This window comes from Cellulomonas fulva (genome assembly GCF_018531375.1).
GTDB lineage: Bacteria > Actinomycetota > Actinomycetes > Actinomycetales > Cellulomonadaceae > Cellulomonas > Cellulomonas fulva.
This window is the reverse complement of record NZ_JAHBOH010000001.1, coordinates 667,194-680,891: the sequence shown is the minus strand read 5'-3', so window position 1 is coordinate 680,891 and position 13,698 is coordinate 667,194. Positions and strand designations below refer to the sequence as shown.

General features: G+C 75.0%; 9 protein-coding genes and 1 tRNA gene. 5 read left to right on the top strand and 5 right to left on the bottom strand.

Annotated elements, in window-relative coordinates; genetic code table 11:
- Window positions 1-131: 131 nt before the first annotated feature.
- Window positions 132-3,851 carry a CIA30 family protein gene (locus KIN34_RS02995; RefSeq protein WP_214346448.1) on the bottom strand — a complete coding sequence of 1,240 codons (3,720 nt, stop codon included), beginning with the start codon at window positions 3,849-3,851 and terminating at the stop codon, window positions 132-134.
- A gap of 606 nt (window positions 3,852-4,457) precedes the next feature.
- Between KIN34_RS02995 and KIN34_RS02990 the strand changes: the two genes are divergently transcribed.
- From KIN34_RS02990 to KIN34_RS02970, 5 genes are all read left to right on the top strand, one after another.
- A complete protein-coding gene (locus KIN34_RS02990) occupies window positions 4,458-5,462 on the top strand; it encodes a Gfo/Idh/MocA family protein (RefSeq protein ID WP_214346445.1) in 1,005 nt (334 codons plus the stop codon).
- A gap of 41 nt (window positions 5,463-5,503) precedes the next feature.
- The gene (tmk, locus tag KIN34_RS02985; protein ID WP_307858059.1) at window positions 5,504-6,259 is read left to right on the top strand and encodes a dTMP kinase; all 756 of its coding nucleotides are present in this window, start codon (window positions 5,504-5,506) and stop codon (window positions 6,257-6,259) included.
- Window positions 6,256-7,392, top strand: coding sequence for a DNA polymerase III subunit delta' (locus KIN34_RS02980; RefSeq protein WP_214346443.1), 1,137 nt, complete (start codon window positions 6,256-6,258; stop codon window positions 7,390-7,392). The genes tmk and KIN34_RS02980 overlap by 4 nt, the downstream gene beginning before the upstream one ends.
- A 54-nt stretch (window positions 7,393-7,446) precedes the next feature.
- Window positions 7,447-9,015 (top strand): alpha/beta hydrolase, encoded by a 1,569-nt coding sequence (locus KIN34_RS02975; RefSeq protein ID WP_214346441.1) that lies wholly within the window; start codon window positions 7,447-7,449, stop codon window positions 9,013-9,015.
- A 70-nt stretch (window positions 9,016-9,085) separates the two neighbouring features.
- Window positions 9,086-9,161, top strand: a tRNA-Thr gene (locus KIN34_RS02970).
- Window positions 9,162-9,253: 92 nt separating this feature from the next.
- Here the strand turns inward: KIN34_RS02970 and KIN34_RS02965 are convergent.
- The 4 genes from KIN34_RS02965 to KIN34_RS02950 all read right to left on the bottom strand — a co-directional run bounded on the left by KIN34_RS02965 (window position 9,254) and on the right by KIN34_RS02950 (window position 13,668).
- On the bottom strand, window positions 9,254-10,378 hold the full coding sequence (locus KIN34_RS02965) for a hypothetical protein (protein WP_214346439.1): 1,125 nt from the start codon (window positions 10,376-10,378) through the stop codon (window positions 9,254-9,256).
- A gap of 364 nt (window positions 10,379-10,742) precedes the next feature.
- A complete protein-coding gene (locus KIN34_RS16655) occupies window positions 10,743-11,726 on the bottom strand; it encodes a phosphatase PAP2 family protein (RefSeq protein ID WP_307858058.1) in 984 nt (327 codons plus the stop codon).
- On the bottom strand, window positions 11,723-12,445 hold the full coding sequence (locus KIN34_RS02955) for a phosphatase PAP2 family protein (RefSeq protein ID WP_214346437.1): 723 nt from the start codon (window positions 12,443-12,445) through the stop codon (window positions 11,723-11,725). The genes KIN34_RS16655 and KIN34_RS02955 overlap by 4 nt, the downstream gene beginning before the upstream one ends.
- 47 nt (window positions 12,446-12,492) lie before the next feature.
- Window positions 12,493-13,668, bottom strand: coding sequence for a hypothetical protein (locus tag KIN34_RS02950; protein ID WP_214346434.1), 1,176 nt, complete (start codon window positions 13,666-13,668; stop codon window positions 12,493-12,495).
- Window positions 13,669-13,698 lie beyond the last annotated feature (30 nt).

Below are 13,698 nucleotides of genomic sequence, written 5' to 3'. Positions count from 1 at the left end.
GACACCCCCGCCGGCAGCCCTTCCGGCGGGGGTGTCGTCGTCTCAGACCGCCCGGCCCGCCCCACGTGAGGGCGGGGCGGCGGGCGGCCCGACCCGCGTCGCTGCGCACGGCGACGCGGAGCTGGGCCGCGTCAGCGCGGCCAGGGCCACCAGGACGGCGTCGGCGACACCGTGGCGGTGTGCGTCGTGACCGTGCCCGCCGCGTTGGTGAAGACGGCCCGGTACGTGACCGGCGCCGGCAGCACCACGGTGCGCAGCGTGGTGCCCGTGGCGTGCGGCACGTCGATCCACCAGGAGCCCACCCGCAGCTGCCAGCGCACGCGCGGGGCCGGGTAGCCCGTGGCCTCCGCCGTCAGCGTGACCTTCGCGCCGACCCTGCCCGCCGCGGAGCCCGGCTGGTGCGTCACGACGGGTGCCGTGCTCCGGACCGTCACGGTCGCGGTCGCCGACGTGACCGAGCCGGCCGCGTTGGTGAACACCGCGCGGTAGCGGGCGCCGTCCTCGTCGGCCGTGAGCACCACGTCGAGCGAGCCCGCGGTGCCGTCCGGGACGTCGGTCCAGGACGACGAGCCCGCCGCGGCCCGCTGCCACTGGACCGACGGCTCGGGCGTGCCGGCCGCCGCGGCCGTGAGCGTCACGGTGCTGCCCAGGGCGCCGGAGGCGTCGGCCGGGTCCGTCGTCACCGACGGCGCGACCTGCTCGGGCTCGTCCGGGAAGTCCCCGACCTCGAGGTCGTCGAGGAGGAACGAGCCGGTGGTGGCGGTCGCGTCGGCCTGCGTCGCCATGATGATGAACTCGTTGACCTTGGCGAGCTGGGCGCGGGTCGGCCGGACCGAGGGGTCGATCCCGCTGGGCCAGGTCGCCACGGCCTCGTCGAACGGCAGGTGCACGGTCCGGGCCGGGCCGGTCAGCGCGACGGGGAGCTCCCAGTACCAGTCCTCGCCCGTGCCGTCGGCGGAGGGCGTGCGCACGCGGAACGTGACGGACTGCCCCGAGCCGTTCGGGTCGACCCACGCCGAGACCCCGTCGAGCCCCGCCCACGAGTGCCCGCCGAGCCAGCGCGACTCCTGCAGGTACGTCGTCGACGAGAAGTCGTACGTGAACTCGCCGGCCTGCGAGCCGCCGGAGCCCTCGCCGGGCGCGAGCGCGAGCTGCCAGCCGTCGCCCCAGTCCTGCTCGGCGATGTTGTTCCACGCGGCACGCAGGTCCGTGGTGGTGGCGTAGGACTCGAACGTGTCGAGCACCTCGGGCGTGCCGTCCGGCACCTCGGGTGCGACGTCGCCGCCGACCACGCGCACGTCGTCGACGCCGAACGTCCCGGCGCCGGACTGCGAGCTCGACGCGAGCACGAGCTCGTTGACGACGCCGAGCTGTGCGTCGCCCAGCGGGTCGGTCAGGTCGGCCGGCCACGACGGGGTGAACGACGAGAACGGGATCTCGACCGCGTGCCACGTCGCGTCGGTCAGCGGGACCTGCGCGAGCCAGTAGCCGCCGGTCCCGTTCCCGATCTGGATCGCGAGCTGGTTGCTCGAGCCGTCGCCCTTCACCTGCAGCGACAGCGCGTCCCGGCCGGACCAGTCCTGCCCGCCGAGCCAGCGCGCGACGTCCTGCCAGCCGCCGTTCGCGTTGTCGTACGTGAACGACAGCGCCTGCTCGCCCTGGCCGGCGTCGTCGGACAGGGTGACGAGGTCGGACTTGCCCCGGTTGCCCCACGCGGCGTCGAACGCGGCCTCGTCGGCGTAGGACTCGAAGTCGTCGACCAGGATCGGCTCGGCCGACGGCTCAGGGTCGACGTACTCGCCCTCGCCCGACGCCGCGATGTCGTCCACCACGACCGAGCCGGTCAGCGGTGCCGAGCCGCCCGCGTCGTTCAGGTAGACGAAGAACTGGCTGACCTTGGCCAGCCGCTCCCAGGTGAGCGTGGCGCCGGCGTTGGCCGTGTCCCAGGGGGCGGGCGCGAACTCGTCCCAGGGGATCTCGGCGAGGTACGGGTCGTCGCCCGCGAGGGACGGGTACGCCTCGAACGTCACGCCGCCCGCCTGGACCTGCACGACGAGCTTGTGGCCCGACGCGTCGGGGTCCACCCACAGGTCGAGCTGACCGAAGCCGGACCAGTTCTGCGTCGGCGCGTACGACTTGCCGAACCCGAGGTAGCCCGTGCGGGACGCGGGGAAGTCGTAGGACAGCCGGGCCGCGTGGCCGTCGCCGTGCTCGGCGAGCGTCAGGGCCGACGAGGTGGCGTTGGTGACCGTGTAGGCCGCGCGCAGCGCGACGTCGTCGCCGTAGCCCTCGAAGTCGTCGACCGTGCCGACCGGCAGCTCGGGGGCCGAGCCGAGGATGAGCGACACGTCCGCGGACAGCTCCTGGCCGCCGCCCGTCGCGGACACGCTCGCCGCCACCGTGCGGTTGGTGAGCGCGTCCTCCCCGATCTCCCACGTGCCGGACCAGTAGCCGTCGGCGTCCTGCGTCAGCGTGACCGGGTCGAAGCCCGTGGCCGTGAACGTCACGGTGTCGACGCCGGGCGCCGCGGTGACCTTCGCCCGCACGGTCGTCGTCGGCGTGGTGAGACGGGTGCCGTCCGCCGGGGAGACGATCCGCAGGAAGGGCTCCTGGGCACCGGGCGTGGCCGGCGACGCGTACGGGTCGCCCGTCTGGCTCGCGAAGACGGAGCCCTCGTCGTCGTACAGGGCCTGGAAGTCAGCCGCCATCTCGTGACCGGCGTAGGGCACGTAGATCTGGCCGGAGCCGAAGTTCGCCCACGTGAGCATCCACGCGACGCTGCCGGCCTTCTCGCTGGCCCGCAGCCCCTGGAGCAGCTCGGTGTAGTAGTGCAGCGACTTGTTGCCCGACGGCTTGATGGTGCGGTCGCCGTTGCGGCCGAACTCGGTGAACGCGGGGATCTTGCCGCGCTCGCGCGCCTCGTCGACCACCATCTCGAGGTCGGTCACCACCGACGCGACGTACGCGGAGGAGTCGTCTGCCGCGTTCGAGTTCTCGTACATGTCGTAGCCCAGGACGTCGACCCACTGGTCGCCCGGGTAGGTCTCGAGGTAGCGCGCCGCGTCGCCGTCGAACGAGCCGTTGGGCGAGAACGCGTACAGCAGGTTGTGCACGCCCTTGACGTCGCGCAGGTACTCGACCGTGTACCGGAAGATCTCCTTGTACTCCCCGGTGGTCGCGTGCGCGGCGCCCCACCAGAACCACGATCCCGTGTTCTCGTGGAACGGCCGGAACACGACCGGGACCAGCGAGCCGTCGGTGCGCTCCGCGCTCGTCGCGGCCAGCGCGACGAGGTCGAGGTAGTCGCGGTAGTCGGCGTTCTTGTCGCCGCCCGGCAGGATGTGGCTGACGACGCGGCCGCTCGTGTCGTAGAAGTCGTTGCCGGTCACGAAGTTGGGCATGTGCGCGGAGAGCGTCACGACTGCGCCGAGGGTGTCCGCGCGGACGAACTGCTCGGCGAGCGCGAGCGCGTTCTCCTCGTCGGTGTTGTCGTGGGAGCCCGGCTTCTCGTCGCCCTTGAGCGCGAGCGTGTCGAACCCGAAGATCCCCGGCAGGTCGCCGGTCACGTCGTACGCGTCCGACTTCAGCGGCAGGCCGTCCGGTCCCGTGACCGACGACGAGATCGCCTCGTCCGTCGCGTGCTGCTGACCGAACAGGACGCCGCCGGACTCCTGGTCCCGCAGGTAGCGGAACAGCGAGAGCGTGTCGTCGGTCGCGGCGGTGTCGACGACCGCCACGGTCTCGTCGTCGGGCGCCGCCTGCGCGGCCGTGCCGAGACCCGCCAGCGCGAGCGAGGTGGCGGCGACCACGGCAGGGATGCGTGATCGCCAGCGGGGTGTGGTGCGAGTCATGGCCATGAGTTCTCCGTTGAACGTCGGTCCGTGGTGCCCAACCGCCTCGGCCCCCCATCGGACCGATCGGGACGAGGGTAACTAAGTACGCCAACCGAAGAAAGTCCCCAGGACAAGCCATATCCCCCACCCCGCCCGGTCCCTCACCCACCCCCACCCACCCGCGAGCGCGGACGGTGCGCAGCGAGCGCGCCCGTCAAGCGTCCGCACTCGGCGCGCTCCGTCCGCGCTCGGCGCCAGTGACCCGCCTGCCCGTGCCGCACCCCCGCCCACCTCGTCAACCACCACCCACCCCTGTCGACCACCTCACGCGGCCCACCACCCGGCGAGCGCGGACGGTACGCGGCGAGTGCGGTCGTCGAGCGTCCGCGCTCGGTGCGCCGCGTCCGCGCTCGGGGTGGGGGTGGCGTCTGCTCGTGCCCTACCGCACCCCGTGCGGGTCGGTCATCCGGGCCCGCGGCCGGGCGGTGAGCGCGGACGGTGAGCGGTGAGGGCGGTCGTCGAGCGTCCGCGGTGGGGGCGTGCCGTCCGCGCTCGGGGGGCGGGCGGTGGGGTGCGAGTCGAGGGGGTGGGTGGGGTGGGGGCGGGTACGGCTAGGTTGGCGGGATGGCACGCACACTGGACCCGCGCACCGCACCGCCGATCCGCTGGGGCATCCTCGGCGCGGGCCGCATCGCCGGCTCGTTCGCCGACGCGGTCTCGCAGCACACCCGCGCGCAGCTGGTCGCCGTGGGCTCCCGCCACCGCGACCGTGCGGAACGGTTCGCCACCGCGCACGGCGTCCCGACGACGCACCTGGGCTACGAGGCGCTGGTGGCCGACCCGCACGTGGACGCGATCTACGTCGCGACCCCGCACTCGGAGCACCTCGAGCACGCGCTGCTCGCGATCCGGGCGGGCAAGCACGTCCTCGTCGAGAAGGCGTTCACGCGCAACGCGGCCGAGGCGGAGCAGGTGTTCGCCGCGGCGCGGGAGGCCGGCGTGTTCGTCATGGAGGCGATGTGGACGCGGTTCCTGCCGCACGTCGCCGCGCTGCACCAGGTGCTCGACGCCGGGGAGATCGGGGAGATCGTCAACGTCTCCGCCGACCACGGCCAGCTCATGGGCTTCGACCCGGCCTCGCGCCTGTACGACCCGGCGCTCGCCGGCGGCGCGCTGCTGGACCTGGGCGTCTACCCCGTGTCGTTCGCGCACGACCTGCTGGGCGCGCCCGACGCGGTGCGGGCCGTGGGCACGCTCGCGCCGACGGGCGTCGACGGGCAGGTCTCGATCGTCCTGTCCTACGGCGAGCGCACGCAGGCGACGCTGTCGACGACGCTGTGGGCCAAGACGCCGACGACCGCGCAGATCTCCGGCACCGAGGGGTTCGTCGAGGTCGCCGGCTCGTTCTACGGTCCCTCGTCGTTCCGTGTCACGCGGCTGGACGGGCGCGTGTGGACCTTCGAGCAGCCGGGGACCCAGGGGCTGCAGTACGAGGCCGCGGAGGTCGCCCGGCAGGTCGCGGACGGCGCGGTCGAGAGCCCGCGGATGACGTGGCAGGGGACCATCGAGGTCCTGCGGACGCTGGACGAGGTGCGGCGCCAGGTGGGCGTGGTCTACCCCGGCGAGTGAGCGGCGCCGGACGTGTGGGTCGCGGCGGCTAGCCTGACGCCGTGACCACGCCCGACCCGCAGCGGCGCAGTCCGCAGGCGCCCGCCGGTATGCCGACGACGAGCCTGCCGACGACGAGCCTGCCGACGACGAGCCTGCCGACGACGAGCCTGCCGACGACGAGCACGCCCGTCCCGGGCGGGCTGTTCGTCTCGTTCGAGGGCGGCGACGGTGCGGGCAAGACGACGCAGACCCGTCTGCTCGCGGAGTGGCTGCGCGCCCACGGGCGGGAGGTGGTGCTCACGCGCGAGCCCGGCGGCACCGAGCTCGGGCGCACGCTGCGCGCGGCCGTGCTGCACGGCGAGCACGTCGACGCGCGGACCGAGGCGCTGCTCTACGCGACCGACCGCGCCCACCACGTCGCGTCGCTGGTGCGGCCGGCCCTCGAGCGGGGCGCCGTCGTGGTGACCGACCGGTACCTGGACTCCTCGGTCGCCTACCAGGGCTCCGGCCGGGACCTGGGGGCCGACGAGGTCGAGCGGCTCTCGCTGTGGGCGACGGGCGGGCTCCTGCCCGCCGTGACCGTGCTCCTGGACCTCGACCCGGACGTCGGGCGCGCGCGGCTCACGGGGGACCCGGACCGGCTCGAGAGCGAGGGCGGCGACTTCCACCGGCGGACCCGTCTCGCGTTCCTGGACCGGGCCGCGGCGCAGCCCGGCCGCTGGCTGGTGCTCGACGCGACCGCGCCGGCGGAGGAGATCGCGGCCGCCGTGCAGGCCCGCGTGACGGCGGTCCTGAGTGCCGGGGCGGCGCGGTGAGCGTCTGGGACGGGCTCGTCGGGCAGGAGCCCGCGATCACCGAGCTCCAGCGCGCGGTGGTGGACCCCGCGGCGATGACGCACGCCTGGCTGTTCACCGGGCCGCCGGGCTCCGGCCGGTCCAACCTGGCGCGCGCGTTCGCGGCGGCGCTCCAGTGCGAGCAGGGCGGGTGCGGGCGGTGCCACGCGTGCCTGACGGTGCTCGGCGGGACGCACCCCGACGTGAAGGTGGTCGCGACCGAGGGTGTGAACATCCTCATCGACGCGGTGCGGCCGCTGGTCGAGCTCGCGCAGCGCTCCCCGGCGGCGGGGCGCTGGCGCGTGATCCTGGTCGAGGACGCGGACCGGCTGGTGGAGAAGACGTCGAACGTGCTGCTCAAGGCGCTCGAGGAGCCCGCGCCGCGCACGGTGTGGATGCTGTGCGCCCCGAGCCCGCAGGACGTGCTGGTCACGTTGCGCTCGCGCAGCCGGGCCGTCGCGCTGCGCGTGCCGCCGGTGGACGCCGTGGTGGACCTGCTGGTGCGCCGCGACGGCATCGACCCGCGGGTCGCCGAGGTCGCGGCGCGCGCGGCGCAGAGCCACGTGGGGATCGCGCGCCGCCTCGCCCGGGACCCGGAGGCTCGTCGTCGGCGCTCGGACGTGCTGCAGGTGGCGACCCGGATCCGCGGCGTCGGGGACGCGGTGCTCGCGGCCGGCGACCTGGTCGCGACCGCGCAGGCGGACGCCAAGGCGGCCACCGAGGAGCGGGACGCCGCGGAGCGCGCCGCGCTGCTGCGCACCCTCGGCGCGGAGGGCCTCGCCACCGTGCCTCCCGCGGTGCGCGCGCAGGTCCGCCAGCTCGAGGAGGACCAGAAGCGCCGCGCGACGAGGGCGCAGCGGGACGTGCTCGACCGCGCGATGCTCGACCTGCTCTCGCTGTACCGCGACGTGCTCGTCGTGCAGCTCGGTGCGGACGTGTCGCTCGTGAACCTGGACCACGAGGAGTCGGTGCGGGCGATCGCGGCGACCTCCGCGCCCGAGCAGACCCTGCGGCGGATGGACGCGATCGGGCAGGCCCGCACGCGGCTGGAGGGCAACGTCGCGCCGCTGCTCGCCGTCGAGGCGATGGCCGTGGCGCTGCGGCCGCAGGGCTGACGAGTGACGCCCCGGCGGCACGGGTCGCACGGTCCGGACGGTTACGGTGAGCCCGTGCAGTCAGCCCGCCGCGCCGCTCGTCGTCCCTCCTCGACCCCGGGCCGCGGGTCCCGGGGCGCGCGCGTCGCCCTCCTGGCCGTCCTCGCGCTGGTGGTGACCGGGTGCACCGCACCCAAGCACCAGGCGGGCACCACCCCGCCGCCGGCGGACGTGGACAGCGCGCCGTCCGCCGAGCTCGAGCCGTTCTACGCCCAGGTCCTCGCGTGGGAGACGTGCGACGAGGGCGAGTGCGCGATGCTCGAGGTGCCGCTGGACTACGCCGACCCGGAGGGCCAGACGATCCGGCTCGCGGTCGCCCGGCAGCGCGCCGGGGACGGCGACGCGATCGGGTCGCTGCTGCTGAACCCGGGCGGCCCGGGGGCCTCCGGCGTGGACTTCCTGGACTACGCGACCGACGTGGTGAGCGACGACGTGCAGGCGCGCTACGACCTGGTGGGCTTCGACCCGCGCGGCGTGCAGCACTCGCAGCCCGAGGTGACGTGCCTGGCGGCGCCCAAGATGGACGAGCTCCTGGCCTACGACCCGGACTACTCGACGCCCGCGGGCGTGCAGCGCTCCATCGACATGTACGCCGAGTTCTCGGCGGCCTGCCTGGACCAGACGGGACCGGTGCTCGGGCACGTCGACACGGTCAGTGCCGCCCGGGACATGGACGTCCTGCGCGCCGTCCTGGGCGACACCGACCTCTCCTACCTGGGCTTCTCCTACGGCACCCAGCTCGGCGCGACGTACGCCGGGCTCTTTCCCGAGCGCGTCGGCCGGCTGGTGCTGGACGGCGCGGTGGACCCGACGCTGACCACCGAGGAGTCGACGCTGGCGCAGGCCGTGGGCTTCGAGAGCGCGTTGCGGGCCTACGTCACGGACTGCCAGGCCGGCGCGCGCTGCCCGCTGACGGGGGACGTCGACGAGGGGATGAGCCAGGTCCGCGACCTGCTCGACGAGGCGACGGCCGACCCGCTGCCCACCGGCACGGACCGCCCGCTGACGGGCGCGCTCGCGTTCAGCGGGGTCGCGGTGACGCTGTACTCGCAGTCCTACTGGACGTACCTGACCTCGGCGCTGACGGCGGCGATCGAGGAGCGCGACGGCTCGATCCTGCTCACCCTCTCCGACTCGTACTACGACCGTCAGTCCGACGGCACCTACTCGTCGAACCAGACCGAGGCGTTCTGGTCGATCGGGTGCGCGGACAGCCGGGCGAGCGCGGACCTCGATGACATGGCGGCCGAGGCCGAGAAGATCGTCGCGGCGGCGCCCACCGTCGGCTCGTACTTCACCTACGGCGGCGTGCTCTGCGCGCAGTGGCCGGTGCCGCTGGTCGGCGGGCTGGCGGACTACTCGGCACCCGGCGCCGCGCCGATCCTGGTGGTCGGCACCACCAACGACCCCGCGACGCCGTACGCGCAGGCGCAGGCGCTCGCGGAGCTGCTGTCCTCCGGGACGCTGCTGACGTACGAGGGCGAGGGTCACACGGCCTACGGCAGCTCCAACGACTGCGTCACGCAGAACGTCGACGCCTACCTGCTCGAGGGCACCGTCCCGGCCGAGGGGACCACTTGCTGACCGGTGGCCGCTTTGGAGCGCGGGACCCCGGCCAGGTACAGTAGGCGCCGCTCGTCGGTCCGCCGACGATGCCGCCTTAGCTCAGTCGGCAGAGCGTCTCACTCGTAATGAGAAGGTCAAGGGTTCGATTCCCTTAGGCGGCTCCACAGGAAAGGCCCCGGCCCTGCGCATCGCAGGTCCGGGGCCTTTCTCGTGGCGGCGGCGCGCAGGACCGCTCGACGCCTACCTCACGAGAGGTCTACTTCACGACGAGCGCGGTCGCCGTCGAGTAGGCGGTGCCCGGGGCGTACCCGGCGACGTTCGAGGTGAACGTGACCCGGAGCTTCAGCTTCCTGCCGAGGTCGGCCGCCTTCGGCGTGTACGACGAGTAGACGGCGCCCTTGATCGCCACGCCGTTCCGGAGCCACTGGTAGGCCGGCTTGCCGGCGGTGGACCACGTCCCGCGCGTCCCGGTGAGCTTGACGCCGAGACGCGCCTGGCCGGTGACCGCCGGGGCGACGGTCGCCCACGGCGCCATCACGAGCACCTCGACCGACGGCGTCCCGCCCGTGAAGGCGCCGGCCTTCGCGAGGGAGCGCTTGAGCGGCTGACCCGCACCGCCGTAGTAGTAGCCGGTGAAGTCCGGGGAGGTGGGCAGCGCGAACGTGTAGCTCCCGCCGCGCAGCAGGCCGGTGACCGGCAGCCTCACCACGTTCGCCTCGCCCGCGGCGGGCGAGGCGGAGGCCGCGCCGAACCCCTGGGCGCCGAACCCGCTGACGCCGGCCGCAGCGGTGGGAGCCGCCGAGCCGCGGAGCAGTGCGGTGGCGGTGGCGGGGCCGCCGACCCCCGCCACGGACACGACCCGACCGTTGCCGGGCTCGGCGACGAAGAAGCCCATGGGGCTCCAGTCGGGGAAGGTGCCGTCGCCGGGCAGCGTGAGCGCCACCTCGGTCATCGGGGCGGACGTGCGGGCGGCGATGGTAACCGGTGAGCCACCCGCCGTGACCAGGGAGGCGTTGGCCGCCTTGGCGACGAGCGAGCCCGTGGTCCGGTAGTAGCCCGTGGCGAACTGGCCCTCAGCGTCCGTGTACGAGAGCTGGTAGCCGGTGCGCGGGCTGAGGTCGGTGAGCGAGAACGAGCCGTCGGCCGCGACGTCGGCCGCCGCGGAGACGTCGATCCCGCGGGCGGTGGGCAGCCAGGCGAGCACGGTCGCGACGTCCGAGGCCTCGGCCCCGGCGGGGTAGACGACCGTGCCCGTGATGGTGGTCGTGTCTGCCGCGGCGGCCGGGACGGCGCCGGCGAGCGACGCGACGCCGGCGGCGAGCGCGGCGACCGCCGCGGCAAGCACGCGGGAGCCGCGGGACGTGGGGAGTGAGGTGCGCATGCGGGATCCTTGGGGCAGGGGAGCGCGAGGTGACCCCCTCGCACGCGCGACGATCCCGCACCCGCGACCGGTGCGGGGGACCGTCACCCGGACGGCCCTGGGCGGGTCCTCCGGCTTGTCCCTCGCTGTCGGCTTCCCCGGTCCGGCTTCACCCGATCGGATGAGGCGCGTCGTGTGGCAGGGTGGGCCGGTCGTCCGCGACGTCAGGAGGTCACGGCATGGTCAGGGCGGTGCTGCGCGACGCCAAGGTGCGCTCCGCGCTGCCCGCGGGCGCGCTGATCGCGGTGTGCGCGGCGCTCACGTCGGGCCGGCACACGTGGGCGTTCGCCGTGCTCGGGATCGTCTGGCTCGTCGCGACGACGGGCTACGTGCTGACCGCCGCGCGCAGGAACGACCAGGTGCCGGCGGACCCCGGCGGCGCGGACGAGCCCGTGGACGACGTGGTGGCCGACGCACCGGTGGACGGCGAGCCGCTGGACGACGGGCCGGGGGGCGCGGAGCCCGCCGCGGTGACGCGGCCCGGCGCGCGCTCGTCGGACCGGGAGGACGCGGGGCCCGCGGACGCGCGGCCCGTGGACGTCCCCCCGCTGGACGATGCCCCGGTGGACGACGCCCCGCCGGACGCGGCCTCGGCGGAGCCGCGCTCGTCGGACGCGTCCGACGCGACCGAGCGACGCAGGTAGCGCCACGCCAGCAAGGCCGTGACCAGGCCGTTGGCGATGCCCATGAGCACGTCGGTGAGGTGGTGCATGCCGCGGTAGAGGCGTGCGGTGCCGATGGCGAGGGGGACGGCCAGGCAGAGCACCGTGACCACGGCGCGCAGCCACGGGGTGCGGATGCGCTGCGCGAGCAGGGCGAACGTCACGTAGAGCGCGGTCGCGGCACCGGTGTGCCCGCTGGGGTACGACGAGGTGGGCGGCGCGTCGTCGAGCATCTCGACCTCGGGGCGCTCGCGGCCGACGACGAGCGTCGTGGACAGGAAGACGGCGGACTGCAGCCCGACGGCGAGGCCGGGCACGATGGCGAACCACCACTGCCGGGTCCGCCACCACACGAGGGCCATCGCGAGCAGGGCGACGCCGATGATGACGAACGTCTCGCCGCCGTGCGACGCGATGTTGCTCGCGGTGTCGAGCGTCGCGGTCCGCTGGTCCACGAACCACTCGTTGACGCTCGACTCCGCCTGCAGGTCGTCGAGCGGGCCGTGGATGACGAGCCCGACGCCCAGCAGGACGAGCCACCAGAGCGCGGCGAGGCCGAGCCCGCGCACCGCGACGTCGCGCGCGGCGGCCGCGAACCGCGGCGGGGTGGGGTCGATCTCGTACCGGTGCACGTACTCGTGGATCACGCGGTCTCCTCCTGGGGGTGGGGGTCCGTGAGCGCGGCGTCGACGTGGTCGGCGCGGGAGGCGGCGTCGGTGCGGGGCGACCAGCCCAGGTAGCCGATCGCGGACGCACCCGCCATCGCCGTGCCCAGCAGCACGCCCGCGAGCACGTCGGACGGGTAGTGGGCGCCGAGCATCACGCGGTCGGCGCACGTCACGAGCACGACGAGCCCGCCGGTCACGGGCACGACGACGCGCCCGGTCCGTCCGAGCAGCGGCCAGAGCAGCACGGTGAGGGTCACCGCGGCGACGGCGGACGCCGTCGCGTGCCCGGACGGGAAGCTGGCGCCGGGCGGGTCGACGAGCGCGTCCTCGACGACCGGCCGCGCCCGGCCGACGGCGAGCTTGGCGAGGTTGGTCAGGCCCCAGGTCACCATGAGGGTGCCGAAGGCCCACAGCGCCCGGCTCGGCATCCGGCGCGCGACCCACACGCACACCACGGTGCCCGCGAGGTTCACCCACATCGGCTCGAAGACCGACTGCCAGGTCAGCAGCGCGTCGCGGACCGCGGGGTGCTCGCGGGTGAACGACGTCGCGGACGCGACCACCTGCTCGTCGAACGACTGCAGGCCGCTGGCCTGGGAGCGGACGAGGTACGCGAGCACCAGCACGGGCACCGCCGCGCCCACGCCGAACGCCGCGGCGCGCAGGAGGGCGCGTCGTCGGGTCAGGTGCGGCCGCATCCCCGCAGGCTAGGTGCGCGGCGACCGCCGCGCTCGCCGAGCGACGGTCAGACCACCGACGCGCACGGGCCGACGACGAGCGGCTGGCCGACCGGCCGTCCCGGTGCGCCGGACGCGTACCGGTGGGCGACGACGAGCCCGGGGGACCCGAGGTCGGACGTCAGCACGACGACCGCGTGGTCGGCACCCTCGGCGACCGCGGACTCGTCGTCCGGGACCGTGCCGAGACCGGGCACGACGAGCGCGCCCGACGGCGCCAGCGGCACGGCCCACCCGATCGCCGCGCGCAGCGCGACCCCGTCGGCGACCCACGCCTCGGCGAGCGGCAGCGCCTCGTCCGGCCCGGTGGTGAACCAGCGCACGTGCACGTTGGTTCCGTCGTCACGCATCGCGAACGGCCGCGGGCCGTCGGTCATGGCGAGGGACAGCCCGCGGTCCAGCGCGCGCAGCGCGAGGTTCTGCGCCTCGGGCGACGGCACGACGGGCAGCTCGTTGGGCGTCCGGTAGCGGACGACCGGCTCCTCGGCCGCCGGTGCGGCGCGGCGGCGGTGGGACCGCGGTGCGTCCGCGCTCGCCGCGGTGCGCTGGGTGGGGACGCCGGGCTCGCGGTCGGCGGGCGAGTGCTGCGGGGCCGGCGCGGACGCGGTCGATGCCGAGCCGGCAGGTCCGGACCCGGCCGGTGCGGACAGGGCGGGTGCGGACAGGGCGGGTGCGGAGCCGGTCGGCGCAGGCTGCGGCGCCGGGGCGGTCTCCGTGAGGTGCGTCGAGGCGGCCGCGACGTAGCGGTCGAGCCACTCGGCGTCCAGGCCGCCCTCGTCGTCGGTCCAGCGCTTGCGGACGTCGGCGAAGGGCACCACGGCGGCCGAGCCGTCCGCGGACAGGACCGCGGGGGAGGGCGCGGGGCCGTCGACGCGGAGCACCCACCGCGCGCCCGGCGCCCCGGCGAGCACCAGGTCGCCCACGCCGACGGCGATCGCGGAGATCATGGGCGAGGGGTCGGGCCGGCCGGGCTCGGGGCTGCGTGCCCAGGAGCCGTGCGCCGCGCCCAGGAGGGCACCCAGGCCGGCGACCGACTCCACGGGCGCGCCGCTGGCTCGCAGGTGGGTCCGCAGCCGGTCGAGGTGCGCGTGCTCGGCCGGGCCGAGCTCCCGCATGCCCGCCGCCGCGGCCCCCGGCATCGCGGCCCCGGGGGTGGAGGCGACGAGGGGACGGGCATCGGTCATGCCTTCATCATCGGTGACGGGCGCGGTGCC